Source organism: Paracoccus alcaliphilus (assembly GCF_028553725.1).
GTDB lineage: Bacteria > Pseudomonadota > Alphaproteobacteria > Rhodobacterales > Rhodobacteraceae > Paracoccus > Paracoccus alcaliphilus.
Window position 1 is genome coordinate 1672453 of sequence record NZ_CP067124.1, and the last position, 25373, is coordinate 1697825.

General features: G+C 60.2%; 23 protein-coding genes, 4 pseudogenes and 1 other annotated feature. Of the genes and pseudogenes, 13 read left to right on the forward strand and 14 right to left on the reverse strand.

What is annotated here, in order from left to right:
* The first annotated feature begins 41 nt into the window (after positions 1–41).
* Positions 42–947, forward strand: coding sequence for an AraC family transcriptional regulator (locus JHW40_RS08505; protein ID WP_090617649.1), 906 nt, complete (start codon positions 42–44; stop codon positions 945–947).
* Positions 948–1098: 151 nt separating this feature from the next.
* Positions 1099–3051 (forward strand): TniQ family protein, encoded by a 1953-nt coding sequence (locus JHW40_RS08510; protein ID WP_090617648.1) that lies wholly within the window; start codon positions 1099–1101, stop codon positions 3049–3051.
* A 420-nt stretch (positions 3052–3471) separates the two neighbouring features.
* Here JHW40_RS08510 and JHW40_RS08515 read toward each other — a convergent pair whose 3' ends face one another.
* The 12 genes and pseudogenes from JHW40_RS08515 to JHW40_RS08570 form a co-directional block, all read right to left on the reverse strand.
* Positions 3472–4767: a Hint domain-containing protein gene (locus JHW40_RS08515; RefSeq protein ID WP_244519389.1), complete on the reverse strand. Its 1296-nt coding sequence runs from the start codon at positions 4765–4767 to the stop codon at positions 3472–3474.
* A gap of 361 nt (positions 4768–5128) precedes the next feature.
* Entirely contained in the window at positions 5129–5488 is a 360-nt protein-coding gene (locus tag JHW40_RS08520) for a hypothetical protein (RefSeq protein ID WP_090617646.1), read from the reverse strand.
* 27 nt (positions 5489–5515) lie between these two features.
* Positions 5516–6175, reverse strand: a complete 660-nt coding sequence (locus JHW40_RS08525; RefSeq protein ID WP_090617644.1) for a peptidoglycan recognition protein family protein — start codon at positions 6173–6175, stop codon at positions 5516–5518.
* Positions 6176–6247: 72 nt separating this feature from the next.
* On the reverse strand, positions 6248–6499 hold the full coding sequence (locus tag JHW40_RS08530; RefSeq protein ID WP_090617642.1) for a hypothetical protein: 252 nt from the start codon (positions 6497–6499) through the stop codon (positions 6248–6250).
* Between the two features lie 123 nt (positions 6500–6622).
* Positions 6623–7873 carry an IS256 family transposase gene (locus JHW40_RS08535; RefSeq protein WP_090618171.1) on the reverse strand — a complete coding sequence of 417 codons (1251 nt, stop codon included), beginning with the start codon at positions 7871–7873 and terminating at the stop codon, positions 6623–6625.
* Positions 7813–9636, reverse strand: coding sequence for a hypothetical protein (locus JHW40_RS08540; RefSeq protein WP_272849094.1), 1824 nt, complete (start codon positions 9634–9636; stop codon positions 7813–7815). The genes JHW40_RS08535 and JHW40_RS08540 overlap by 61 nt, the downstream gene beginning before the upstream one ends.
* Positions 9636–9872 (reverse strand): hypothetical protein, encoded by a 237-nt coding sequence (locus tag JHW40_RS08545; RefSeq protein WP_090613771.1) that lies wholly within the window; start codon positions 9870–9872, stop codon positions 9636–9638. The genes JHW40_RS08540 and JHW40_RS08545 overlap by 1 nt, the downstream gene beginning before the upstream one ends.
* Before the next feature lie 701 nt (positions 9873–10573).
* Positions 10574–11017 carry a hypothetical protein gene (locus JHW40_RS08550; RefSeq protein ID WP_090617966.1) on the reverse strand — a complete coding sequence of 148 codons (444 nt, stop codon included), beginning with the start codon at positions 11015–11017 and terminating at the stop codon, positions 10574–10576.
* Positions 11010–11342, reverse strand: coding sequence for a hypothetical protein (locus JHW40_RS08555; protein ID WP_090617964.1), 333 nt, complete (start codon positions 11340–11342; stop codon positions 11010–11012). The genes JHW40_RS08550 and JHW40_RS08555 overlap by 8 nt, the downstream gene beginning before the upstream one ends.
* Positions 11343–12038: 696 nt before the next feature.
* A pseudogene (locus tag JHW40_RS24165) lies at positions 12039–12189 on the reverse strand (DapH/DapD/GlmU-related protein); the annotation flags it as partial.
* A gap of 490 nt (positions 12190–12679) precedes the next feature.
* Entirely contained in the window at positions 12680–13390 is a 711-nt protein-coding gene (locus JHW40_RS08565) for a hypothetical protein (protein ID WP_090617960.1), read from the reverse strand.
* 156 nt (positions 13391–13546) lie between these two features.
* Positions 13547–13696: a hypothetical protein gene (locus JHW40_RS08570; RefSeq protein ID WP_170851997.1), complete on the reverse strand. Its 150-nt coding sequence runs from the start codon at positions 13694–13696 to the stop codon at positions 13547–13549.
* A gap of 78 nt (positions 13697–13774) precedes the next feature.
* On the opposite strand from JHW40_RS08570, the gene JHW40_RS08575 reads away from it, so the two are divergent.
* The 9 genes and pseudogenes from JHW40_RS08575 to JHW40_RS08615 all read left to right on the forward strand — a co-directional run.
* Positions 13775–14556, forward strand: a protein-coding gene (locus JHW40_RS08575) for an IS5-like element ISPpa6 family transposase (protein ID WP_090617958.1) whose coding sequence is annotated in 2 segments (ribosomal slippage) — positions 13775–14117 and positions 14117–14556 — 783 coding nt in all. Because the reading frame shifts where the segments join, the coding sequence is not laid out codon by codon here.
* A gap of 71 nt (positions 14557–14627) precedes the next feature.
* Positions 14628–15824, forward strand: coding sequence for an IS701 family transposase (locus JHW40_RS08580; RefSeq protein WP_139208308.1), 1197 nt, complete (start codon positions 14628–14630; stop codon positions 15822–15824).
* 248 nt (positions 15825–16072) lie between these two features.
* Positions 16073–17359: a calcium-binding protein gene (locus JHW40_RS08585; protein ID WP_139208338.1), complete on the forward strand. Its 1287-nt coding sequence runs from the start codon at positions 16073–16075 to the stop codon at positions 17357–17359.
* Between the two features lie 159 nt (positions 17360–17518).
* Positions 17519–17674 (forward strand): annotated as a pseudogene (locus JHW40_RS08590) (IS3 family transposase); the annotation flags it as partial.
* Positions 17675–17747: 73 nt separating this feature from the next.
* Positions 17748–17933 (forward strand): annotated as a pseudogene (locus tag JHW40_RS08595) (transposase); the annotation flags it as partial.
* An 87-nt stretch (positions 17934–18020) separates the two neighbouring features.
* Complete coding sequence (locus JHW40_RS08600; RefSeq protein WP_272849106.1) at positions 18021–19034, forward strand: IS110 family RNA-guided transposase; 1014 nt, start codon at positions 18021–18023, stop codon at positions 19032–19034.
* Positions 19035–19359: 325 nt separating this feature from the next.
* Positions 19360–19794, forward strand: coding sequence for a transposase (locus tag JHW40_RS08605; protein WP_272849095.1), 435 nt, complete (start codon positions 19360–19362; stop codon positions 19792–19794).
* A 79-nt stretch (positions 19795–19873) separates the two neighbouring features.
* Positions 19874–20812: an IS110 family RNA-guided transposase gene (locus JHW40_RS08610; RefSeq protein WP_090618144.1), complete on the forward strand. Its 939-nt coding sequence runs from the start codon at positions 19874–19876 to the stop codon at positions 20810–20812.
* Positions 20804–20919, forward strand: a sequence feature (AL1L pseudoknot). (Overlaps the previous gene by 9 nt.)
* Positions 20827–21750 (forward strand): annotated as a pseudogene (locus JHW40_RS08615) (IS3 family transposase); the annotation flags it as partial. Its footprint overlaps the feature before it by 93 nt.
* A 316-nt stretch (positions 21751–22066) precedes the next feature.
* Here JHW40_RS08615 and JHW40_RS08620 read toward each other — a convergent pair.
* On the reverse strand, positions 22067–23080 hold the full coding sequence (locus JHW40_RS08620; RefSeq protein WP_272849107.1) for an IS110 family RNA-guided transposase: 1014 nt from the start codon (positions 23078–23080) through the stop codon (positions 22067–22069).
* On the opposite strand from JHW40_RS08620, the gene JHW40_RS08625 reads away from it, so the two are divergent.
* Both JHW40_RS08625 and JHW40_RS08630 read left to right on the forward strand, forming a co-directional pair.
* Complete coding sequence (locus JHW40_RS08625; protein WP_244519398.1) at positions 23064–23432, forward strand: hypothetical protein; 369 nt, start codon at positions 23064–23066, stop codon at positions 23430–23432. The genes JHW40_RS08620 and JHW40_RS08625 overlap by 17 nt on opposite strands.
* A gap of 669 nt (positions 23433–24101) precedes the next feature.
* Positions 24102–24587 carry a fasciclin domain-containing protein gene (locus JHW40_RS08630; protein ID WP_090617789.1) on the forward strand — a complete coding sequence of 162 codons (486 nt, stop codon included), beginning with the start codon at positions 24102–24104 and terminating at the stop codon, positions 24585–24587.
* Between the two features lie 75 nt (positions 24588–24662).
* On the opposite strand, the gene JHW40_RS08635 is transcribed toward JHW40_RS08630, so the two are convergent.
* Positions 24663–25373 (reverse strand): hypothetical protein, encoded by a 711-nt coding sequence (locus JHW40_RS08635; protein WP_090617786.1) that lies wholly within the window; start codon positions 25371–25373, stop codon positions 24663–24665.

The window sequence follows — 25373 nt, forward strand, 5'->3', positions numbered from 1 at the left end:
TCATCAATCCTGAGTCTCAAATGAGTTTGCGATAGTCCTGAATGCCTGATCCGCTGACCCAGGTGATCGAACTGCTGCGCCCGCAGGCGGTGTTCTCGAAAGGGATCAGCGGCGCCGGGGCTTGGGCGGTGCGATATGTCGATTTCGGCCGCCCCGCCTTTGCCGCGATGACCCTCGGCAGTTGCCGCCTTGCTGTCGAAGGCGAAGACCCGGTGGTGGTCGAGGAGGGCGATTTCGTCCTGCTGCCCGCCACGCCGACCTTCAGCATGTCCAGCCTCGCGCCCGCGCCGGTGCAGCGCATCAACGCCAGGTCCGCGCCACCGCAGCACGAGGTTCGCCATGGTCGCCAGGACGGCCCGCCCGAGATGCGGCAGGTCGGCGGCTGGTTCACCTTCGGCATGCCCGACGCGGCGCTGTTGGTGACGCTGCTGGCCCGGATGATCCATATCCGCGGCGTCCCCCGACTGACGCAATTGGTGCGGATGCTGGGCGACGAGGCCGCCCGGGATGAGGTTGGCAGCGAACTGATCCTGGAACGGCTGGTCGAGATCCTGCTGATCGAGGCCTTGCGCGCCGCCCCCGCCCGCGCGACGCATCCGGGCCTCTTGCGCGGGCTTGCCGATCCGCGCATCGCCAGCGCCCTGCGCGGCCTGCATGGCGATATCACCCGGCCCTGGACCATCCCCGATCTTGCAGGCGAAGCAAGCATGTCCCGTTCGGCCTTCATCGCGCGGTTCACCCGGATGGTCGGCTCGCGACCGATCGAATACCTGACCGCCTGGCGCATGGCCGTCGCCAGGGACCTGCTGCGCCGCGGCGGCATCGCGCTGAACGAGGTGGCGGCGAAGGTCGGCTACGGCTCCGCCAGCACCTTCAGCACCGCCTTCAGCCGCCATACCGGCCAGCCGCCGGGGCGGTTCATGAAGGCAGCGGTCGGGGAAGAATAGGAAAATCGGCCCTTTGTGGACGGTCGACCTCCCTCCATGCTTCTAGATGGAGTTCTTCGAATCAGCCGTTCAGGCGGTCCCGCAGCGAAGTCTTCACTATTATGGCACCAAAGATCTCGCTTGACGTGAAGACCAACGTTTCCGGGACACAATGAAATTTCTATGGACAACGCCTGCCTATTCTAAGAAAAACTTCCACCTTCTCTGCATTGCCGAACCCGTGTCTAAACTGTTCCCACGACTTCGCCCTGTCGATCGAGAGACGCTGCCCTCCTTGCTGTCGCGTCTGGCGGCAAGCAAGGGCGTGAAGGCCCCCGATCTGGCGCTGGACATGGGGTTCTCCTTCAAACGGTTGCTGACCCAGGATGATGAGGCGCTGGAGCGCCTGCAAGGTTGGGGCAAGCTGTCCGATGACGAACTCGCCCAGCTTCGCTCCTGGACAGGTGCGCATGCCGGTAAGGTCACGACGCTGTTTCGTGGTGAGGTCTTCGGATCCCGGGCCCTGTGCAGCCCGGTGGTGCGTGGCTGTCCGATCTGCCTGCAAGAGGATTCGGCGGCGCATCCGGGTGATCCGCTGGCGGCCATGGCCATGCGCGGGCATTGGCAGTTGCGCGAGGTGACCATCTGCCTGCGGCATCTTCACCCGCTGGTTGCCCTCTGGGAGGAGGATGATCCGGTGAAGCGGCTGGATATCCAGTCGCAACTCGGCAGGATTGCCGATTATATCCTCGACGGCTCGCTCCGGCAGTCGCAGCTGATACCGTCAACTTATGATGTCTGGCTGGATCATCGGCTGGAAACCGGTGAGGATCCGACCCGGCTTGCCCGGCACACGCTCTATGCCGCCACGGTTTTCTGTCGGTTGTTCGGTGGTGAGCTGCTGCGCCCGCGGGACATCGGCTATCGGCAGGCCGAGGTGGATCTTCGCGCCGCGCAGGCGGCGGGCTTTGAACAAGCACGGCAGGGCGAGGCCGCGATCCGTCAGGCGCTGGAGGAACTGGCGGTGACGGCCAGCCGGGCACTCGTCGAGGCGCCGACAGCCTTCGGATGGCTCTTCGTCAAACTGAGCCATGATTATCGTGATCTACGCGAATTCGACATCTTCCGGGATATCCTGCGCGAGGTCATCCTCTCGGTCTGGCCGGTCGCTGCCGGTGAATTTCTGCTGTGTCGCGAGGTGTCCGAGCGGCGCCTGCACTCGGTCAGAACCGCCTCTCTGGAAACCGGTGTCGGGGAAGTGGCGCTGGAACAGTTCCTGACCGAGGCAGGCGCTTTCACCCCGGGCGATGACCGACCGCGCAGCCGCAGGACCTTTCCCGCCAACATCTACGCGCCATTGCTGGCCGAGGTTGCGTCGCTGGTCACCGCCATCAGCTTGGCACAGGCCATGGGCGCGAGCAAGGGCGAGGTCGAGGCGCTGATCCGGGGAGGGGTTCTGACACCGCGAACACAAAACGCGTCGATCAAGCTGAAATGGCGGATCCAGGATGGTCTGGCCCTGAACGCCGAGTTGCAGGCGCTGGCGGTGCCGATCCCCTCAGGCGGGCAGGGATGGGAGCGCCTGCAGGCGGCGAGCGCCCGGGCGCATATGCCGGTCGGCGACATCATCTCGGCCATCCGTGCGGGCGAGCTGCAGGTCGGCCGGGTGGCGGCAGACGAGGGCTATCACGGGTTCTCGGTCCTGAAGTCGTCGGTGGATCGTTGGCGGAAAGCCCGTGCCGATCACGCGATGCGCGCGGTTGACGCCTTGCCCGGCGTCATGTCCGCGGCGGAATTCGCACGCTCCATAGGCTTTCGGGACAAGGGCCGGATTGAGGCGCTGATCGAGGCCGGCCATGCGGAGGCGCTGGAGACGCTGCATCCCGTCACCCGGCGGACACAGCTTCGGATGACGGAGGCGCATATCGCCTCGTTCCACGAAAAATTCCTGACCCTGACCACCATGCAGACAGAAACCGGCCTTCACCGGAACTCGATTCTGTCGCTGTTGAGGACAGCCAGCGTCGGGGTGTTCGCTCCGGAGGGGCTCGATTTCGGCCCCATCTATCTGCGCCAGGAGGCGATGCCGGTCCTCCTCACGGCGTCTGGTAGGGAAAAGCGGTGAAATGACCGTGGCAGGCTTGAAATCCGGACACCAGCCAACTCACATAAAAATATCACTATAAATCAACGCAATATTCTGATCGATTCGTCGTTCTGGGGTTCGCGCTTGACAGGGGTGTGCACGAAAAACCCCGGAATCGTGCACTCTTATGCCTCGTTAGCAGCAGTTTGATTTTATGGTGACCCCGGCAGGATTCGAACCTGCAACCTGCCCCTTAGGAGGGACTGGCACCCCGCGCAGATACTGAGAATCTGTGCAAATAAGCAGCCCCTAAAGCAGGCGCGTTCCCGGTTTGTGCAGTCAGAACGCGCCTGCGCAGGTTCAGCGAACCAAAGAGCAAACCCCAAGAATTGGATAGGGCAGGGCTCTTCAGAATAAGGCAAGGCAGCGGCGATTGCGTGACGCCGCTGCCGACGGTAGTTACATCACAAGGTCTTGGCCGTTCTGCACATGGCGAACCGCAAGTTTTCGTCCCTGACGGCCTGAAAGCAGCGGGCGGGCAGGCTCAGAAATGTAATCTCGTTGACGCAGTTCCGGGAAGAGTATGAATATCTCCTGAACCGCCTGACGGCCCACTGACTTGAGCGCCTCAGGGCCCGTATAGAGCGATTCGGTTTCGGCCCCGTTCGAAATGACCACTTCATGCTGTTCAAACAGCATGTGGAAATACTCTACCTCGGTCAGGTCCGTCGCGATATCGATCCCGTCCACTTGAAGCAATTGCTTGGCCGCGACCAGGACTTCAGTTGTGCCGAACATGCGCTGAGCGATGCGCGAACGTACGAGCACACGGTGCTGCGGGGATACGATCAAATCCTGCTTGGGCGAGTTCTTGCCAAGAGAACCTGCGGAAATACGGATGGGGCGAAGATTGTCGGGGATGCTAATGTTGGGGGATCCAATCCGTGTGGAGCCGATCCAGCGAATGGGCTGCTCACCGTTGTCACGGGTAATGACCATGTCACCTTCCCTCAAGTCTTCGACGGCAACCTCTCCGCGATTGGTAAGAAGACGGGTTCCACGCGCAAAGCAAACAATTTCGCCCGGAAATGTGAAAGTGCCGCCGCTGAGATAGTCGCCTTGGTTCGCAAGAAAGAGGTCGAATTGGTTCTGAGACATGGGGACTTCGACATGGACTTTCGGGGTCAGTACGCCGCCACCGGTTTCAAGATGCAAGACGCCGTTCCTATAGGCCGTTGCAGGACCGCCAAGGAATGTCGTGTCAAGGGAAAGTGTCTTTCCATCGACTATAAACTGATCGGTAGCTTCCATGCCCGTGGTGTTGAAAGTGATGGGATTAAGGGCGCTCAGTAGAGAAACGGTGGGCGGATCGTAGAAGAAAGTACCGGTGTGATTTTCACCAGAAAATTCAACGTTATGATCCGCATTCAGCAACGTGCCAAGCGCACCCAGATCGATACCGGAAGCGTCAACATTGACGGTACTGTTATCTCCGACCTTGTAAGTCGTTGAGGTCAATGCGCTGACCGCGAGAAGACCTTGGTCGACGTTGAGTGTACCACCGTTTTCAGCTGCAAATGTTGCGTTAGCACCAGCTGAAACACCGGCAACGCTGTTAATCGTCGCTTCGACACCGTCGACGGTTAGGGTGCTATTGCCCAAGCCGGATATGTTCACGACGTTTGTTTCGTCGGCATTACTTGCATTAATAACTACGTCGTTATTATTCAGCAAATCAAGGTTCAGGATAGCCATAAAGTCCCTCGTACATGATCAACGCCAGAATTTTCTGGCCGCTACGCGTACCGACGTGCGTAAATTTATGTACCAGGGAAAAAACAGACAGCTTCCGCACATCGCACCGAATCAGCGGATAACCGCGATATGATCGGCATTTTCTTGCTTACAAAGTAAAAGTTGAGCTTGCAACTCATAGTTGCCTAGAGATGCTCCTATTTCGCCTAGTTGAGTTCACCCTTCATGCCACGCCACCAGACACCGCAGCGCGATCCCCGGCAGCGCCTCGCGCGGGATGACCAGCACGGCTTTGCCGACGTGCCAGACTGTCATCCCCTCGCGCGTGATCGAGTAGGTCGCGGGAGGGGCAACCGGCGCTTCACCGCGCGATGGCATTGTGCAGCGCGCCCGTCAGCATGTCCTGCGCGTCCTTCAGCTTCGCCTCGGCGAGGTTCTGAAGCACCGCCGGGTTCGGCTTAAGCGCCCCGATCGCATCCGGCACGCTGCTGCGCACATAGCCGAGGACCAGATCCAGCGCCGCCCGGCCGGTAAGCTCACGGGCAATGGCCAGCTGCGCACCTGTCATCAGAGCGGAATGCAGCGCGTCACGATGGCGGGCGGCGATGTCGATGCCCCATTTCTGGCGCGCCGTGGTGGCGGCCCAGCCGATGATGCCGGTCAGCGCGAGGCCGAGGATCTCGAGCAGGTGCGGCATCGCCGCGTTGATGATGGTTTGCATTTTCAGGCTCCTTTATTCAGTTTCTATTCAGCCCAGCAGCACGGCCCAGCTTTTCGGGCCGATGATGCCGTCGGCGCTCAGGCCGTTGGCGCGCTGGAATTGGCGGGTGGCGGCCTCGGTCTGCGGACCGAAGATGCCGTCGGGGGCCACGTCATAGCCCCGGGCCTGCATGCGGCGCTGCGCGGTAATGACGTGCTGGCCGCGCGAGCTGCGCCGGATCGTCGGCGGAATCTCGGGGGTGGTGACGGTGCTGGCGCTGCCGGTATCGACCGAGGCCCACCAGCTGCGCACATCGAAGCCGGGGCATAGCGTCGGGGCGAGATCGCGGTGACCGACCACCTGGGCGCCGGGGTGTGTGGCCAGCAGATCGCGCACCAGCCGGATCGTCGCGGCCTTCTGTGCATCCGTGCGATTATCGACGCCGACATTCGGCCCGGTGGCGCGCTCCAGCCCGCCGATGCAGCAGATGCCGAGGCTGCCGGTGTTGTGGCCTGCGACATGGGCGCCGACAGCGCTATCGGCCCGGCCTTTCTGGACGGTGCCGTCGCGCTTGATGATGTAGTGGTAGCCGACGTCATTCCAGCCGCGGTCGAGATGCATCTTGCGGATGTCCTCGACGCCCAGATCCTGATCGGCATAGGTCGAACTATAGTGCAGCACGATGAAGCGCACCGGTGCGTTGGTCATTGTCATCACTCCATGAAAAAACCCGCCGGTGAGGGCGGGTTGGGTTGGGTCAGCGTGGCGGCGGCTGTCTGGTCAGGCCTCGGCCCTCGCAATCGCCGCCTGCGCCTCTGCCCGCATGGCAGCTCGGCCCCCCTCATCAGGGATTTCCTGCGCGTAGGCCACGAACGCGAAACGAACGTCATAATTGTCTCCGATGAGCGCAACGGTTGAGAGATTGTCCAATCCCTCGGGGTCCATCTCGGGGTAGTCGTTAAGATCGTGAACGATATCGTTACCGTCCCCGCGCATCGTTATAACGGTTCCCTCGACCATGAGTTCGACCACATGCCATCCCTCTGTATTAGGTGCTGACTGTGCTACCAATTCCGCCAATGGCCACGGTGCCCCGACAAGCATAACCCCTGCGATCCAGCCATGGAGATATCGCCGAAAGTTGGTGACGCCGGATCAGGCGGCGTTTTGAAGTTGGCGCAGGCCGTCGCGGAACTCAACCCCTTGGATGATCTCGGGCAACCGGTTCCGGCCATCGAGCTTGCGCCATTTGCCCTGCGCGGCGATCATCAGCTTGAACGCCATGGCGAGGCCGGTCTGGCGGCTTAGGCACCCCTTGGTGCGTTTCGTCCGGTGGCGGACCGTGGCGAAGGTGCTTTCGATCGGGTTTGATGTCCGGATGTGCTTCCAGTGTTCGGCCGGGTAGTCGTAAAAAGTCAGCAGCGCGCTGCGATCCTTGACCAACTTGTCGACCGCCTTGTCCCATTTGACGCCGTAGGTTTCGACGAAGAAATCGAAGGCCGCCTCCGCCTCGGCGCGGGTCCCGGCCTGCCAGATGTCGTGCAGATGACCCTTCGCCTTGGCCTGCACCGATTGCGGCAACGCATTGAGAACGTTCATCGTTTTATGGACCCAGCACCGTTGTTCCCGCGTCGAGGCGAAGACCTCCCGCAGGGCCGCCCAAAACCCCAGGGCGCCGTCGCCGATGGCCAGTTTCGGATCCTGTTTCAGACCACGCCGCCTCAGATCCAGCAGCACCTCGCGCCAGCTTTGCGTGCTTTCACGAAAGCCGTCTGTCATCGCCAGCAGCTCCTTGCGGCCATATTCATCGGCGCCCACGATCACCAGAACGCATTGTTTTTCCTCAGCCATCCGCGGCTTGAAGTAGACGCCGTCGGCCCAGATGTAGAGGAAACGACGCGCATCAAGGTCGCGTTTCTGCCAGGCCTCGTAGTCGTGCCACCAGTCGGCCTTCAGCCGCGTGATCGTCGTGGCCGACAGCCCCTTGGCGTTCGGTCCCAAGAGCGCCGCCAGCGCCTCGGTGAAATCGCCCGTGGAGACGCCCTTGAGGTAAAGCCATGGCAACAACTCCTCGACCGATTTCGCCTTGCGAAGGTAGCGCGGCAGGATGCTGGGGGTGAAACTGATCTTGTCCTCGCCGGGACCCCGGTCGCGCAGGCGCGGCACCTTCACCGCAACCGGTCCGATCCCGGTCAGCACCTCGCGCTCGGGCAAGGTTCCGTGGCGCACCAGCCGGGCTCGGCCATCGCCGAGCTTCTCGTCTGAAAAGGTGGCCAAGAGCGCCGCCATTTCCGCCTCGATCGCCTGCTCAATGAGTTTGCGCGCGCCAGCCCTGATCACTTCGGTCAGCGCGTCTGCCGCGAAACCCGATGGATCGGGCAGTCGGGTGATGGTATCGTCGTGCATGTGGCATATCCCTTTCTCCGCTGAGAATTGACGGCGTCTGAACACCGCCATGATATGCCGCCCCTCCGGGCATCACCAACTTTCGCGCGTTTCTCCCAGCCATGCACCACAGTGTTGTATTCAATATCCATGCGGGGGTTGGTCCACATCCCCGCACCAGTCCTGCGGATTTGCAGAGCGCCGAATCCATCAGCATCATCGGCAATGGCCCCATTCCACACAGCTACACATATGTAATTCGTGCCGCTCTCATTAGGGGCGGCAATCGTCGTGTCGCTGGTGAATGTGTAGGCACCATCAACCAGTGATGGGAGTGCCGTCGATGGCGTTGGGCCGTCATACCCAGAGCCGTCATTGTTCAGAATAAACACCGTATCCGGCATTTCACCCGGCTCGGGTTCCGGGTCTGGGTCAGGGTTCGGGTCGGTATCCGGGTCGGCCAGCGTCCAGTTCGGCATTGGGTCGCCATCGGATGGTTGCCACCGCAACGCCGCGCCCTCAGTTCCGCCCATCCCGACAGGTTCATATGCGGTCGCAATTTCCCATGCGATCTGCCAGAAATACTCAGCCAGAGCCTGCGGCACGGCAGGGTGTGGCCCATCGTGGTTTTCCCATTCTGGGGTGATATAGACGTTTTCAGCCTCGGTCAGATTGACCTGATACAGGCAGGTCGCCACGAGGCACGACAGGCCATAACATGCGGTAGTGTCGGGATGAATACCATCCCCGAACAGTTCCTGAATATCCGTGATGCCCGGCACCAGCTCATTCTGAATGTCGTCGTAAACACGTTCCATCCATTTGTGGCCGGGGAACAGCCAGACGCGCCAATCCTCGGGCAGCGACGGGTAAAGCTGGTGCATTTTCCACGTCGCATAATCTGCCATGTATTTGAAACTGTTTTCATATTCAGGCAGACCGGTGCGGAATGTGAACCCCGTCCATTCAGCGGGAGGTTCTGCGCCACCGGGGCCATTCAGGTCGGGCCAGATCGACCACAGAATAACCTCGTTGCCTGCCCCATTCTCGACGGTGTTGGCAGCGAACCGGCAGAGATAATCCAGCGTGTTGACCATACCTTCGCTGGTCGTGCGCGGGGGTGGGCCGCCCTCGGTGATCATCAGGGTGTGGAATTGGTCGATATCTTCTACAGCGCGTTCGCCCTCGCCGATCTCGTCATCGTGATCCCACCGCCAGTAAAGGGTGCTACCGGGGATCGTTGACTTGATAACATTGCCCCACGTATCCATATAGCCGATAGACTCCAGGATAGCCCTCATATTGCCGGGGAATGGTCCGATATGCACATAGGAGTCGGTCAGGCTGTGGCCGCTGTGGATCGAGCGAGTGGAATTGGTGGAAGCGGTGCGGGCGAAGTCGCCGGGTTCGACAGGCTCATCCGCCGCGACGACCGGCCCGAGCGCCACACCCCGCACCCATCCGCTCTGCCCGGCCGCGTTCTGGGCGCGGACGTTCGGCGCGATCAGCCGCCCGATATCATCCTCATCCAGCGTGATGCTGGCGGTGCCGCGGGCGGGCGGGTAGCCGGTCCATGTCTCGCCGTCATCCGACCACAGCCACCGCTGCGTCACCTCGATGGGCGCCGTGCCCGACCACAGGCCAGCCGTGGCCGTCAGCGCCTCGCCCACCTGCGGGGTGCCGGTCGCGACAGGGGGCGCGGTATTGACCGGCGGCTGCGCAGGCACGGGATCGCCATTGAGGCCGACGCGGATCCGGAAGGGTGGCCAGAAGCTGTTCATCATCAAAACCCCCTCACAACGGTCAGCGCACTGCTGCCATGAAATGTACTGCGGGCGACAATCGTCACCGCATCATCGACCTGAAACGCGCCGGCGTAGCCCGGCAGCCGCAGCCGGTTCGCCTCGTCCGGCTCGCCCGGGCAGATGTCGATCGGGTGCGGGCTGTGATTCTGGACGATGTCCCCCGCTTGCAGCGAGATCGGGTCGGACCAGCTGTCGGTGATCGGATAGACGGGCATGTGAGCCTCCATGTGAAAAAGCCCGCGCGAGGCGGGCGATGATTGAACGGCTGATATTTCGTGCTATGGATGTGATGCCTCGCGCGCGCACATTTTTTTGCGAGGCCGGGCCAAGGTCACATTGAGCTTTTTGCGGCATCAGGGATCTTGGCCCAACCCTCGGGCAGACGCGGCATGGCGATGACGTTCGCCCTATCCACAAACCGCCAGACAACCAGATGTGATGGGACACAGCCGGGCATCTGAAATAAAGCTTGCCGGAAATCAGGAGGGTGAGGATGTCTCTCATTTCGAAAGTTGCGGTTCATGTCGGGATTATCGGCGTCTTATTCGCAACCTCCGCAGTTGCGGAGCCGGGTCGGGGCCACGGGCATCAGCGGGCGCAATCCCATATTGGGCACTGCCCGCCTGGCCTCGCGAAGAAGAACCCACCTTGCGTCCCCCCTGGTCAGGCGAGGAAAAACGGTTTCCACTACGGAAATCGCGTTGGCGAAATCCTCCGGGCCGGCGACTATGTGTTGATCCGAGATCCGCGCCGATATGATCTTCAACGCCGTCAAGGTTGGAGCTACTATCGTGACGGCAACAGGGCATATCGCGTGGACAGCGAAACTCGTCAAATCTTGGCCATCCTCAACCTGATCGACACATTTTCGAATTAGGCTGCGTATCAGACGCGGAGTGGGTGGCAGAAGCCTCTCTCACTCCGGCTTCGTCACCCCCGAACAGAACGGCCCGAAATACCGCTGCCGTCCGCTGTCGCTGGCGACCGAGAACCGCGAGCAGACCCGGTAGATATCGAGCGGCGGGCTGCACCGCACGAATGCCTGTATGCGCCACATGCGCTTGCGCTCGCCCAGCCAGCTGTTGTGATGCTCGGCCGAGCAGAGGATCGCGCCGCCCTCATCCTCGATCGTGTTGATCCGGACCCCTCTGGCCGTGCCGCGCGTCAGGGTCAGATCCTCGACTAGGATCGCGCCGGTGCTGCCCTGCATGACGGTCAGCTGATTGTCGATCCACGGCTCACCCCGGATCGTGTCCCACATGCGCGGGCCGAACACGATCATCGCGCAGACGAGGATCACCAGCGAACCGGGCGTGCTGTGTCGTTGCACCGCCCCGCGCAGATTGGTCAGGTCACCCATTCTTTCCGCCTCCCAAGCGCTTGACGAGGATATCCCGAAGAACCGCCCGATCGGCGACGATGGAGGTCGCCACATCGAGCAGCAGATAGCCGCAGGACGAAAGCAGGATCACGGCCAGCGCCTCGCTGATCCCGGCCCAGGCCGCTGCATCGGGACCGAAGGAATAGGCCATCATGCCGCTGATCCCCGCCTCGATCACGCGTGACAGGCGCGAGGGGTGCTGCGACTTGCGGTAGACATAGAGCGTGCCGGCGATCAGCGCGATCCAGACTTCAGGAGACCGGGCGCCCGCGATCGAGCGCCACAGGTTGGGATCGTCGGCCATCGCGGCTCCTATCGATGTGCAGATATGTCGCGGCAAGACCTGCCTTTGGTCAGCTTGGAATATTCGCCACCATAGGTAAGGTTTTCCTTACCAGCGATTCGGCAACCTTCCCGCACGGCCGCTGGCAGCCCGGCTCAGGTACCGTCAATTCTATGAGCCGGGCGCTATTTTAGGACCATGGTGCTTGTGCATTTCGGTCTGATTGGATGGAACTCATGTGGCGCCAATATATTGACGTCTATAAAATAATAAACTTTTCCCAATCGTTAATTTTATCAGTAAAAATTATTTTCCCGCGCGGCGTGGCGCAAACATACTTGTCGCCGACCTGAACAGAAACAGTGCCATCACCATTGCGCTGAATTTTTGCTTCATTTGACGCCAAATCAACTGGGACTCTATTTGAAAAATTCCAATAATCTTTGTCGCATGACCAAAGGCCGTCAGAATATCTTAGAACTCCTGATTGCGTGCTATATAGGCTTCCAGAATCAACCAACTTGTTGGTGGATATGGCGCGAAATGCACCATAGTCTGCATCCTCAAGATCATTAAGGCGATCTGAAAAATCTTTAACGAATTTTTCTGGATCAGAGAAATCAAGACCAGCGGCCATCATGGATTCCAAGTCATAATTCCACCACTGTATTTCTTCTAAACCCTCCGAGACCCAAGGCGTGTATCGCGTCTTGAATACTTGAGCAGGGTTCCCACCAACCACGGTGTAAGGATCAACATTCTTTGTAACAACACTGTGTGCTGCGACGATGGCGCCGTTGCCAATTCTTACTCCGCGCGCAATTTTAACATTGCTGCCGATCCAAACGTCATGGCCGATCTCGACATTCTTTGACCGTTGAACACTGGGCCAACTCTTTTCTACAATGGGCCGGTTCAATTTTTTCTTTTTATCGCTAAATTACGAAGCAACATATTCTCTATGATGATTGTATATGGCAGAATTTTGACAAACAAATTCTATTGGATGCCTAAATCCAGAAATCTGAACATGTGGGGCAATGCTGCAATATCGTCCAGTTCTAACATTTGCATCAAATGCGGATGCACAGGAAGTAAATGCGCCTACAGTAAACAGAGAATTTCCATCTGCAATTGTGGAGTATTTTTCAAGGATCACGTTAGAACTTGACTTAATAATATCTCCAGTTTTCCATCTGAATTTAGGGCTCGCTGGCCTTCCCAGCATTCCCGTTCGCCTTTCGTAGATTCTATTGTCGGACAAAATTTTTCTTACGTTCGAATCGTAAGTTAAAGAAAAATCTATTGGTTTTATTTTCATAATCTTGCGTGACCTATTATATCATTTGGCTGGTTCTCTAACCATTTACCCACGCTCGGATGGCATTGCGATGCTCGACTGACAGCTCGCCTGTGTTACAGATGATCATGCGTGAAACATTCTGAACGCAACTTGTGACGTTCGAGGGGTCCCCCACCACCAAGTATTCGCCAGACATCGCAGCATCCGCAAATCCGATGGCGGCCGGACCGCTACCGTTGATTGTGAGTGTGGCTGGCGCGGTACCTTGTTTTTCGAAAACAATGGTGTTCCAGCCCATCATGTCGCCGAGCGTCGATGTGATCTGTCCGGTGCTGCCTAGACCTGCCCACTGCCACCGCGGCGGCGACATGGTTGCTCTGAAATAGAACTCACCGCTGCCAGCGACGAAAACCTTCTGAAAATTGACGGATTGGTCGGCGTAATAAGCGCGGGTTGCGAATACCAAGCCGGAAAACGGCACTGACGCCCCGGTTGCATCGTTGACGAATGCCTTTGAAGTTTGACCAAAGCGAAGGACCGGACGGCCGTCTTGGGACGCCAGAGTGGGTGCGGACCCGGCCGCCGCTGGTAGGATGGTGCCCGACCCGACGCGCGCCGCCCAGGCTCCTGACCCGCTATAATCTCTGGCATCCCATGCGCCCAGCAGTCCGGGAATTTGGGCAATGGTATCATCCAAGGACGGAAGGTCCGGAAAAAACGCGCTATCGGGATATGCGCTCGCATCACCTGTGAAATTGATGGGCATCTGGAATCCTCACAGTTGAAGGGTATAGCCGAGAGCGGGACGCAATACGCGCTTCCCGCTCAAGAACAACGATGGCGCCTCGAAACCATCGCGAATGGCGCCCGTGCTGATCGCCCAAATATCCGACACGTCCTGCGCGTCTTGTTCTCGCCACGCTTAGGCGAGCATCTGGCCAGCGGGGCTCGCGCTGCATTGCAGGGTGATCTGCCGCTGGCCGGTCTGGGTGACTGATTGAACGGTGATCGAGCCATCGCCAATCTTGAAACCGGCATCGGGTCGGACCTTGCAGAACGTCCAGTCGATCATTAGCGGCGCTAGGGTGTGTTGACAAAAAGGATTCCCCTGCGCGGTCGGCTGTGATTCAAGCTCATCTCTACATGGGAGATGAGCTTGGCACGCAACCTGATGTCCGACGACGAATGGGCATTCTTTGAGGGCTTCATCCGAGCGGCTCGGCATCCGAACGGGCGCAAGCCTACGGACCATCGACTTGTTCTGGATGGTATTTTCTGGGTCGCGCGGACCGGTGCGCCCTGGCGGGACCTGCCAGAGGAGTTTGGCAAGTGGTCATCGGTCTATCGGCAGTTCCGGCGCTGGACGCTCGCCGGGCTGTGGGAGGACATCCTGGATGTCTTGAACCACGCGAAGCTTGCGCCCGACAAGCTCCAGATGATCGACAGCACCGTGATCAGGGCCCACCACCATGCGGCGGGCGCAAAAGGGGGGCTCCGAAAGAGGCTCTTGGCCGTTCAAGAGGTGGGTTCTCGACCAAAATCCATCTCCGCGTTAACGGCGCTGGCCTCCCGATGAGGACCGAGATCACGCCCGGGCAGCATTCAGACTACACGGGCTATGATCTGGTGATGGCCGACAACCTGCCGCAGCCCGCCGTGTTGGTCGCCGACAGGGGTTATGACGCTGATAAAATTCGAGAAGACATCGAGAGCCGTAACGCGCTGCCCATGATCCCGATGCGAAAGAACCGCAGGGTGCGCAAGGTGGTCGACATGACGATCTATACCCTGCGCAACATGGTCGAGCGGTGCTTCAACAAACTCAAGAACAGTCGCCGCTTGGCAACCCGCTACGACAAAACCGCAGACAGTTTCCTCGGCTTCATCGATATCGCCTGCATCAGGCTCTGGCTTCGCCATTTGTCAACATGACCTAACATTACAGTTGCGTTTCCATCTCATCTCTGAATCAATGGGTTACCATGATTTGGATGAGGTCATGGATGTCGGAATTGCCTGTCGAGGAAACGCTTGAACTGTGGGCTTTGTCGCTTCGGGATGTGAAGTCGCGGATGCGGGTGCTGTTCACACAGGAACGGGTTGCGGTATCGGCTGGTCAGTTTCTCGATGGTCTGCTGGGAGACGAACGGCGCAAGACCGGATGGATGCGGGCGGAAGCCGCTGGCGACAAGGGTCCGTGGCGGCAGCAGGCGATCCTCGGTCGGGTTCCTTGGGATGCCGATGCCTTGCGCGACATCGTGCGCGACTATGCGCTGGAAACGCTGGCCGATCCGGATGCGGTGCTGGTGATTGATGAGACCGGATTTCTGAAACAGGGACATGCCTCCTGTGGTGTTGCACGCCAATACACCGGCTCGGCGGGCAAGATCACCAATTGCCAGATCGGGGTCTTTGCCGCTTATGTCTCGCACCATGGGCACGCCTTCATCGACCGGGCGCTCTATCTGCCGAAGGCCTGGACGGACGATCCCGACCGGCGCGGCAAGGCCCATGTGCCGCAGGAACTCGGCTTTGCCACCAAACCCGCGATTGCCCGCACCATGATCGAGCGGGCGCTGGCTGCGGATGTGCCGTTTTCCTGGGTAGCGGCGGACAGCGTCTATGGGGTCGGCGATATCGAGATGGCGCTGCGGCGTGCTGGCAAGGGATATGTGCTTGGGGTCAGCGCAAAGCATGCGTTCAACTCCTGGGGCAAGCCCTATGCCGTTGCCGGAACCGCGAAGGATATCGCCGCGGACCTACCCCCGGTTGCCTGGCGACGCCTTTCGGCGGGGTCAGGTACCAAGGGAGAACGCCTCCATGACTGGGCCTATATCGAACTGGCCGATCTCGATGCCGAAGATTTCGACGCGAAATTCAGCGGGCTCTGGACACGAGGCCTGCTGATCCGCCGCAATATCTCTGACGGCGATCTGGCCTTCTTCTCAACCTGGTGTCCGCAGGGCACGTCTATGGAAACACTGGTGCGGATCGAGGGCCACCGATGGGCGATCGAGGACAGCTTCGAGACCGCGAAGAACGAGCTTGGCCTCGATCACAACGAGACGCGCTCCTGGCACGGCTGGCACCGCCATGTTTCCCTGGTCATGCTGGCCTTCGCCATGATGGCCGTCATCCGTCATCATGCCAATGCCGCACCGCCCCCAAAAACAATGCGCAGGCCTCATCGCCACCCCTGATCCGATGGTCTGTCCAGGAAATCCGCCGCATCGCCAACCGCATGGCACAGCGTCAAATCCAGCCCGCACAGATCATCGCATGGTCGCTTTGGCGGCGAGCGCATCAAGCCGCAGCAAGACAGGCTCATATCAAACTGAAAACGCAACTGTAATGCTAAGCTACTCGTTGCACCTGCTGATCGGGGTGATTTTGAACCGGTACGCCGCAAAAACACTGGCATAAGAAACCATTCGGATTAGATTTGTGGTTGCCGGTTATCGGCAACATCAGCGTTAAGGTATTGGATATGGCATACATTATAGGCACTGAAGCCGGCGACCTGCTGAACGGAACCGAACAAGGCGACAATATCAGCGGGATGGGTGGGAATGACACCGTCAACGGAGGAAAAGGCAACGACACGCTGGTTGGCGGAGCCGGGCGTGATATTCTGCGCGGGGGCGCGGGCAATGACCTTTTCATCGCAGATGGTGCCGACCTTGCCCAGGATCGCTTTCTTGGCGGCGCGGGCCGGGACAGGATCGAGCTGTGGAGCGACATTTCTTTGTCCAAGTTGATTTTTCCCAGCAACCGTTTTGATAGTATTGAAGAACTGGACTTCGCGTTTGGAAACGTGTCGGGAACACGCCAGGACGACCGGTTCGATTTCAGCGGGCTGAGCATGATTGCCAACTATAATCGCGCCATCGACCTGAAAGGTGGAAACGATCATTTCCTCGGCTGGTCCGGGCCCGACCATGTGAATGGCGGGGCGGGGAATGATCTGTTGGAGGGTCGTGGCGGCGTTGACGCGCTGCATGGGAATGGCGGACACGACACGCTTCTGGGCGGTGCCGGAAACGATCAGTTGCTCGGTGGGGAGGGGAATGATTCACTCGTCGGCGGCAGCGGTGGTGACTATCTGCATGGCAATGCCGGCACCGACACGCTGGATGGCGGGGCGGGCAATGACAGCCTATTGGGCGGAGGCGGGAATGACCTGTTGCGCGGCGGTAACGGGCATGACCTTCTGGACGGTGGACCTGGTGCCGACACACTGCGCGGCGGTAACGGAAGTGATACGTTGAAGGGGGGAGACGGGCATGATCGTCTGTTCGGGGATGCCGGCACCGACTTGCTTGAAGGCGGCAAAGGGAATGATCTGCTCAATGGCGGTGCCGGGACCGACACATTATTCGGCGGGGCGGGGAATGACACTCTGCTTGGAATGGCGGGGAATGACAGCCTGAATGGCGGTGCCGGAAAGGACTTTCTGGACGGCGGGGCGGGGAATGATACGCTGACGGGCGGCGCTGGAGTTGACACCTTTGTCTTCCGTGCGGGGCGCGACCTGATCCTTGACTTCGAGCGTGACAGAGACTTCCTTCAGATCGATTCCGGATTGCTGCGCGAGGCCAATCCCACGCTGGACGACCTCGCAACATATGCGAACGACCTGACCACTGGGCTGCATCTGGTTTTCGGGAACGGCAATCGCCTTCATATCCCCGGAGAGCAATTCGACTGGATCAGGGATCATATCGAACTGATCTGACCTACGTTTTACCGGGCGCTCAAGGCGTGCATACATGCACGCCTTGAGCCCGTCCAGCGCATCGCGGAAATAGGCATCCTGCTGATCACGGCTCATGGCTTCGGGCGATGAAGTATTCCAGCCCGTGGACGGCATTGGCCCTGATCTTGTCCGGGGCATGGCCGCCAGTTCCGGCTGCTGAACGTACTGGATGATTTTAACCGCGAAGGGCTGGGCATCGAGGTCGACTTTTCGCTGCCCGCCGAACAGGTTATCCGCAGCCTGGACAGGATCATAGAATGGCGCGGCAAACCCGGCAGCATAAGGGTCGACAACGTCCTAGGGTGTGTTGACAAAAAGGATTCCCCTGCGCGGTCGGCTGTGATTCAAGCTCATCTCTACATGGGAGATGAGCTTGGCACGCAACCTGATGTCCGACGACGAATGGGCATTCTTTGAGGGCTTCATCCGAGCGGCTCGGCATCCGAACGGGCGCAAGCCTACGGACCATCGACTTGTTCTGGATGGTATTTTCTGGGTCGCGCGGACCGGTGCGCCCTGGCGGGACCTGCCAGAGGAGTTTGGCAAGTGGTCATTGAACTGATGCGGTGGATGCCCCCACCCATCGGCATCTCTTATGCCATGATGGTTGCATCGAAACCGAACGGAGGGCACATCAATGATGACAACGATCAGCATGTTGGCGATCGACTTGGCGAAGGGCAGTTTCCAGGTCTGCGCGATCGGGCTGGACGGGGCGGTTCTATATAACCGTGTGCTGTCGCGGACCCGTCTGACGAATCTCCTTGCCGAACAGTCGGCCTGCGTGGTGGCGATGGAGGCCTGCGCCACGTCGCATTACTGGGGCCGGGTGGCGCAGTCCCACGGTCACGAGGTGCGTCTGGTGCCAGCGGTGTATGTGAAACCGTTCGTGAAACGACAGAAAAACGACAAGGCGGATGCCGAAGCCATCGCCGAGGCCGCGTCGCGCCCGACCATGCGGTTCGTGGCCGTGAAGAGTGCCGAGACGCAGGGCCGCGCAGTGGCGTTTCGGACGCATCAATGTCTGGTGCGGCAGCGCACGCAGCTCATCAACGCCCTCCGCGGACATCTGGCCGAGTTCGGGCTGGTGGCGCCGAAGGGGCCCGCGAGCCTGAAGGTTCTGGAGAATGCACTGGCAGATCCGGCCAGCGATGTGCCAGGCCATGTTCGGGAGATGGGCGCGATCTACGTCGAGCAGATCGCGAGGTTGACAGAGGTGATCGGACGACTGGCGGAAGAACTCGAGGCCGCATCAAGGACAGATACGCAACTTCGTCGGCTGTGCACCATCCCCGGGATCGGCCCGGTCACCGCCGGAGCTGTTGCGGCATTCGCACCGGATCTTGCCACGTTCGACAGTGGGCGCAATTTTGCCGCTTGGCTCGGCCTGGTGCCGAAACAGAGGTCGACGGGTGGAAAAACCAGACTGGGTTCGGTCAGCAAAATGGGGCAGACCGATATCCGCCGCCTGCTGATCGTCGGTGCCATGAGTGTGATCCGCTGGGTTGTCCGCAAGGGGGGCAGCGCGAACCGTTGGCTGGCCGCGCTGGTGATGCGCAAACCGAAGATGGTCGCGGCCGTTGCGCTGGCGAACAAGAGGGCCCGGATGATCTGGGCGCTGACGACAAAAGAACAGGATTACAGAATGGCGTGACCCGAGCCCGGAAAGGGGCGACGGCACGGCATGGCCGAAAGGCCGGGGTGAGCGATCGACGAGGAGTAGGCGACACGGACTTCGAAGTTCAAGGCAGGAAGATTCAGTCCCGGGGCTCGAGCGCATGCAGCTCTCTGAACCGATGTGAACCCAGCCTTCCGAACAGCATACCGGCCCGTGGCGTCGTGGAAGGCCACGCTGAGAGGCCTGACACACGTCCGATCGAAGACCCCGCCGACAAACCGAAGATTTAGCTTGCCAAACCGGGGGTATCCACACACGCCCCGGGTTTACCGGAGAGTAAAACACTCAAAGGATGAGCCCTATGACACAGCCGAGATTCACCCCCGCCTATCCTGCCGAGCTTCGCGAACGCGGTGTTCGGCTTTTCAGAGAGAACCGCGCCGACTACGCCAGCGACACGGCCGCCTACAAGGCGATCGCGCCGAAGCTTGGCTGTTCGCCCGATAGCCTGCGCGTCTGGTGCCAGCAGGCCGAACGTGACGCCGGACAGCGCGGCGGGCTGACGAGTGCGGAGAAGGACCGGATCAAGGAGTTGGAGCGCGAGAACCGGGAATTGCGCACGGCCAATGAGATCCTGAAGAAGGCCAGCGCATATTTCGCTGCGGCGGAGCTTGTCTTATGGGATTCCCGGCTCCCAAGGCAAAAGGGAGCCGCTGCCCAGCACCGCAAACTGCGGGGCAGCGGCGGGGGTGGCGTCGTGCGGAGCTTGGTCTTGCAGGACCGCGGTCGAGTTTGACGAGCCCCCGTCTTTTCTAGCGACCTGAACGGATACGTGGGCTGCGGGCCCGAACGACAAGCATAGGTAGGAAGAAAAGATGGCCAAGGATACCATCGGCATCGACGTGTCGAAAGACCGTCTTGACGCGTTCTGGCATTCCCGGACCGAGGCACGCTGCCTGCCCAATACGCCCGAGGGTTTCGGGCAATTGTGCGACTGGCTGGGAAAGGAGGAAGACGTTCTCATCGTCTTCGAGGCGACTGGTGCCTATCACCGGGGGCTCGAGCGACATCTGAGTCTGGCGGGGCTGCCTTTCATCAAAGTTAATCCAAAGCAGGCGCGGCGCTTTGCGCAAGCTATTGGGCGATTGGCAAAAACCGATAGCGTCGACGCCAGAATGCTGGCACGCATGGGCGTTGTGCTTGAGTTGACGCCTCAAGACGTCGAAGGCGAAGATGTTCATGATCTCAGAGAGTTGCTGACTGCGCGCCGCGCTTTGGTCAAAGATCAGGTGACCGCGAAGACGCGGCTTGCCACTGCACTGAACCCACTCGTGCGAGAACAGCTTGGACGCCGCATTGAGGACATCGGTGCCGATATCCAGGCACTTGACGAGATCATCGCGCAGATCGCCAAGCAGCGCGGCACCCTTGAAGAGCGTATTCGTCGTTTGATGACCATCCCGGGAATTGGTCGTCTGACCGCGACCACCATGCTGATCGACATGCCGGAACTTGGGCATCTCGACGGTAAGAAGATCACCGCTCTGGCCGGACTCGCGCCAATGACGCAGCAGTCTGGAAAGTGGCAGGGCAAGGAGCGGATCACCGGGGGGCGATCATCCATTCGGCGCGCGATCTATATGCCTGCGCTTGTCGCCATCCGCTTTAACAGAGATCTTCACGACAAGTATCAGCAGCTGCTCAAGGCCGGCAAGGCGAAGAAGGTCGCCATTACCGCCATCATGCGGCGCATCATAATCCTCGCAAACACCTTGCTGCGAGAGAGGCGCGATTGGCTGCCTGACCGCCCTTGACCAAGACGGATACTCGACCGCCCGTTCCGCAAATGATCGCATTTCTCGATGATCACCGTGGCGTCTTTGGTGTCGGGCCGATCTGCCGGGTTCTGGGGATCGCACCATCGACGTTCTACAGCTTCAAGGCTGTGGAGCGTGATCCCGCCCTGGCATCGGATCGGGCCAGGCAGGACCGGAAGGACATGACCGCCATCAAGCAGATATTCGACGGCAGCAGAGGCCGATATGGCGCGCGTAAGGTTTGGCACCAGTTGCGCCGCGAGGGGCGCGACATTGCCCGCTGCACGGTGGAGCGGCTGATGAAAGTCATGGGATTGCAAGGCGTTGTGCGCGGCAAGAAGGTCGTCACGACCAATCCCGATGCCGTACAGCCTTGCCCGGACGACAAGGTGAACCGAGTCTTCGTCGCCGATATGCCGAACCAGCTGTGGGTCAGCGATTTCACCTATGTCTCCAGCTGGCAGGGCATGGTGTATGTCGCCTTTGTCATCGACGTCTTCGCCCGAAAGATCGTCGGTTGGCGCGTCTCGACATCGATGGCGACCGGCTTCGTCCTCGATGCCCTGAACCAGGCCATCTGCCAGCGTGCGCCGGGCGAGGCCGATAAGCTGATCCATCACAGTGATCGGGGCAGCCAGTATCTGTCGATCCGATACACCGAGAGACTGGCTGAGGCAGGCATCGATACCTCGGTCGGCAGCGTCGGGGATTCCTATGACAATGCCCTGGCCGAAAGCATCATCGGCCTGTTCAAGACCGAGGTCATCAAGTTCCTGGGCCCCTGGAAATCCGTGGGCCAGGTCGAGTGGGAAACCCTGAAGTGGGTCGACTGGTATAACAAGACGCGCCTGCACAGCGCCATCGGTTACATCACCCCCAACGAAGCAGAGGAGAAATTCTACGCAAGCTTGAACGCTGCCCAAAAAGCAGCCTAATCATTGAACCAGAAACTCTCCGGTAAACCCGGGGCGTGTGTGGATACCCCCGGTTTGGCAAGCTAAATCTTCGGTTTGTCGGCGGGGTCTTCGATCGGACGTGTGTCAGGCCTCTCAGCGTGGCCTTCCACGACGCCACGGGCCGGTATGCTGTTCGGAAGGCTGGGTTCACATCGGTTCAGAGAGCTGCATGCGCTCGAGCCCCGGGACTGAATCTTCCTGCCTTGAACTTCGAAGTCCGTGTCGCCTACTCCTCGTCGATCGCTCACCCCGGCCTTTCGGCCATGCCGTGCCGTCGCCCCTTTCCGGGCTCGGGTCACGCCATTCTGTAATCCTGTTCTTTTGTCGTCAGCGCCCAGATCATCCGGGCCATCTTGTTCGCCAGCGCAACGGCCGCGACCATCTTCGGCTTGCGCATCACCAGCGCGGCCAGCCAACGGTTCGCGCTGCCCCCCTTGCGGACGACCCAGCGGATCACACTCATGGCGCCGACGATCAGCAGGCGGCGGATATCGGTCTGCCCCATTTTGCTGACCGAACCCAGTCTGGTTTTTCCACCCGTCGACCTCTGTCTCGGCACCAGGCCGAGCCAAGCGGCGAAGTTGCGCCCACTGTCGAACGTGGCAAGATCCGGTGCGAATGCCGCAACAGCTCCGGCGGTGACCGGGCCGATCCCGGGGATGGTGCACAGCCGACGAAGTTGCGTATCTGTCCTTGATGCGGCCTCGAGTTCTTCCGCCAGTCGTCCGATCACCTCTGTCAACCTCGCGATCTGCTCGACGTAGATCGCGCCCATCTCCCGAACATGGCCTGGCACATCGCTGGCCGGATCTGCCAGTGCATTCTCCAGAACCTTCAGGCTCGCGGGCCCCTTCGGCGCCACCAGCCCGAACTCGGCCAGATGTCCGCGGAGGGCGTTGATGAGCTGCGTGCGCTGCCGCACCAGACATTGATGCGTCCGAAACGCCACTGCGCGGCCCTGCGTCTCGGCACTCTTCACGGCCACGAACCGCATGGTCGGGCGCGACGCGGCCTCGGCGATGGCTTCGGCATCCGCCTTGTCGTTTTTCTGTCGTTTCACGAACGGTTTCACATACACCGCTGGCACCAGACGCACCTCGTGACCGTGGGACTGCGCCACCCGGCCCCAGTAATGCGACGTGGCGCAGGCCTCCATCGCCACCACGCAGGCCGACTGTTCGGCAAGGAGATTCGTCAGACGGGTCCGCGACAGCACACGGTTATATAGAACCGCCCCATCCAGCCCGATCGCGCAGACCTGGAAACTGCCCTTCGCCAAGTCGATCGCCAACATGCTGATCGTTGTCATCATTGATGTGCCCTCCGTTCGGTTTCGATGCAACCATCATGGCATAAGAGATGCCGATGGGTGGGGGCATCCACCGCATCAGTTCAGGGCGGCGGTGATCGGCGGGCTCCTCAGCGGGATCGCCACGAGCCCATGGATGCGGGCGGCGCTGCGCTACGGAGCCATCGCGCTGGCAGTGCTCCTGTTCCTGCTTTCGCTTCGGCGCTCCGGGGAGCGAGCGGGACGCCTCGCCGAACGCCTTGAAACCATGGAGAAGGCCAATGATGTCCAACGCCGGATGCTGGAAGTGGCGGCTCGCCGTCCTCGCGATCACCACGAGCTTGCTGAACGGCTGCGGGACGGTTCGTTCTGAGGACGGCAGGCTCGCGACGTGCCCGCCCGTGGTCGAGTATGGCCGGGAGTTCCAGGCGCGGGCAGCCGAGGAACTGGCCCGGCTACCGGAGGGATCAATGATCGCGGAAATACTGAGCGAATACGCTGTCACGCGCGACCAGGCGCGCGCGTGCCACTGAAAACCGGACCGGGCAGTGGCATTGAAGGAAGCGCCAGACGCCTCGACCGCAGGGCACCGCCCGGCCAATCTCAAAGATTCACGATGTAAAAAAGCGGCAGGGCGACGATGGCAGTTGCGGCGCCACATGTCGCGTGCGGAAATGGGCACAAATGTTCACCAAGCGTGAGCCTGTCACACGTTACGGCCGCACGGCGCCATGGTGCCATAGATCGAGATGAATTCAGGTCGAATCGACCTGAATTCATAAGCGCGATCTATTCCAAAGAGATAGAGCAGGATGCGGGCGGAAAACCGCTTCACACTTTTCCTCATCCCGCTCTAGTGCCAGGGAATGTCTGACACACCTGCTGCTTCCGGCATGATCTGGTCGATTTGGACATCCGCGCACGCAAATCGAATTTTTCCTGTCCGCAAGTTTGATCCGTCCGGGGGCGACCTGCGTAATGACGATGGAGGGTACGGATATTGTCCTCTGCGAAACACTACTTGACACAATGGAGAAACGGAATGCTACGCAAGTTTCTGATGGGGGCTGCGGCAACGACCATGCTGGCAGGTGCCGCCATGGCGCAAGATGCGACCTCGGACATTGTTGATACGGCAGTTGCCGCGGGCGATTTCACGACGCTGGTTGCTGCGGTTCAGGCGGCCGGGCTGGTGGACACGCTGAAAGGTGAAGGTCCCTTCACTGTCTTCGCGCCGACGGACGCGGCCTTTGCGGCCCTTCCCGAAGGGACCGTGGACACGCTGCTGAAGCCGGAAAACAAGGATCAACTGGTCTCGATCCTGACCTATCACGTGGTTCCGGGTGCGGTCATGTCTTCGGATCTGACCGAGGGGATGTCGGCAGCCACGGTTCAGGGCGGCGAGGTGACCTTCACGCTTGATGGCGGCGCGAAAGTCAATGACGCCAACATCACCACGGCCGATATCGCGGCCTCGAACGGAGTGATTCATGTCATCGACGCGGTGATCATGCCTCCTGCCAACTGAGGCGAATGGCACAGTTGATCATATGTAAACCAGATAGACCCCGGCTGTATCAGCCGGGGTAGCGTTTTATAGCGATCAGCCGCGGCTGGATTTGGGGATGAACCGGTCGAACATTGCGAGCATGATGATTCCCGCGCCGCAGATCATGGCGATCAGCCAGTCGCCGGCGCCCGCATTGGCCACAATGACGCCGAACAATGCCCAGATGACACCGGCGCGATAGGACCAGACGTGCGGACGGACGAAGGCGACCGCAACAGCCGCAATCAGGACGCAAATGATCAGCGCAATGGCGGCTGTTCGCGGCGGCAATATGCCATATCCCGTCGCCACCACCGACAGGGCGACCCCTGATGCAGCCGTCAGCCAGCCGGTGTATAGCCCGATGGGTGCCCATTCGCGCCAGCCGGGCCCGACCCGCAGCATCGCCATGATCGCAGCCGCCGCCATCACCAGGATCATCGCCGTGGCGATCGATGGGGAACGGAGGGCAGCCTCGATCCAGAACACGCCGATGAACAGGCTGATGCCATGGGGCCAGGCAGCGCGCCCCCAGCCCGGCATGGTTTCAGGGCGCCAAAGAGCCCATACCGAGGCAAGAATCAGCCCCAAATAGATCAGCCCCCAGATTGAAAAGGCCCATCCAACGGGTTGGGCGGGCCAGCGGTCCACCTGCACGGGAAAGCTTTCCGTGTAAAAGCCGCCAAAGCCATTCGACAGGACGGGCGAAACGGCAAAACCCACAGCCAACAGCAGTATGATGATCCTTGCGTTGCGGTCATTCAT

Coding starts and splice junctions, on each gene's coding strand:
- JHW40_RS08630 (WP_090617789.1), top strand. CDS start 24,102: ATGCTACGCAAGTTTCTGATGGGGGCTGCGGCAACGACCATGCTGGCA.
- JHW40_RS08505 (WP_090617649.1), top strand. CDS start 42: ATGCCTGATCCGCTGACCCAGGTGATCGAACTGCTGCGCCCGCAGGCG.
- JHW40_RS08635 (WP_090617786.1), bottom strand. CDS start 25,373: ATGAATGACCGCAACGCAAGGATCATCATACTGCTGTTGGCTGTGGGT.
- JHW40_RS08510 (WP_090617648.1), top strand. CDS start 1,099: ATGAAATTTCTATGGACAACGCCTGCCTATTCTAAGAAAAACTTCCAC.
- JHW40_RS08600 (WP_272849106.1), top strand. CDS start 18,021: ATGACAACGATCAGCATGTTGGCGATCGACTTGGCGAAGGGCAGTTTC.
- JHW40_RS08550 (WP_090617966.1), bottom strand. CDS start 11,017: ATGGGTGACCTGACCAATCTGCGCGGGGCGGTGCAACGACACAGCACG.
- JHW40_RS08555 (WP_090617964.1), bottom strand. CDS start 11,342: ATGGCCGACGATCCCAACCTGTGGCGCTCGATCGCGGGCGCCCGGTCT.
- JHW40_RS08540 (WP_272849094.1), bottom strand. CDS start 9,636: ATGATGAACAGCTTCTGGCCACCCTTCCGGATCCGCGTCGGCCTCAAT.
- JHW40_RS08570 (WP_170851997.1), bottom strand. CDS start 13,696: ATGATCGACTGGACGTTCTGCAAGGTCCGACCCGATGCCGGTTTCAAG.
- JHW40_RS08605 (WP_272849095.1), top strand. CDS start 19,360: ATGACACAGCCGAGATTCACCCCCGCCTATCCTGCCGAGCTTCGCGAA.
- JHW40_RS08580 (WP_139208308.1), top strand. CDS start 14,628: ATGTCGGAATTGCCTGTCGAGGAAACGCTTGAACTGTGGGCTTTGTCG.
- JHW40_RS08525 (WP_090617644.1), bottom strand. CDS start 6,175: ATGACCAACGCACCGGTGCGCTTCATCGTGCTGCACTATAGTTCGACC.
- JHW40_RS08520 (WP_090617646.1), bottom strand. CDS start 5,488: ATGCAAACCATCATCAACGCGGCGATGCCGCACCTGCTCGAGATCCTC.
- JHW40_RS08620 (WP_272849107.1), bottom strand. CDS start 23,080: ATGACAACGATCAGCATGTTGGCGATCGACTTGGCGAAGGGCAGTTTC.
- JHW40_RS08535 (WP_090618171.1), bottom strand. CDS start 7,873: ATGCACGACGATACCATCACCCGACTGCCCGATCCATCGGGTTTCGCG.
- JHW40_RS08515 (WP_244519389.1), bottom strand. CDS start 4,767: ATGGCTATCCTGAACCTTGATTTGCTGAATAATAACGACGTAGTTATT.
- JHW40_RS08625 (WP_244519398.1), top strand. CDS start 23,064: ATGCTGATCGTTGTCATCATTGATGTGCCCTCCGTTCGGTTTCGATGC.
- JHW40_RS08565 (WP_090617960.1), bottom strand. CDS start 13,390: ATGCCCATCAATTTCACAGGTGATGCGAGCGCATATCCCGATAGCGCG.
- JHW40_RS08610 (WP_090618144.1), top strand. CDS start 19,874: ATGGCCAAGGATACCATCGGCATCGACGTGTCGAAAGACCGTCTTGAC.
- JHW40_RS08545 (WP_090613771.1), bottom strand. CDS start 9,872: ATGCCCGTCTATCCGATCACCGACAGCTGGTCCGACCCGATCTCGCTG.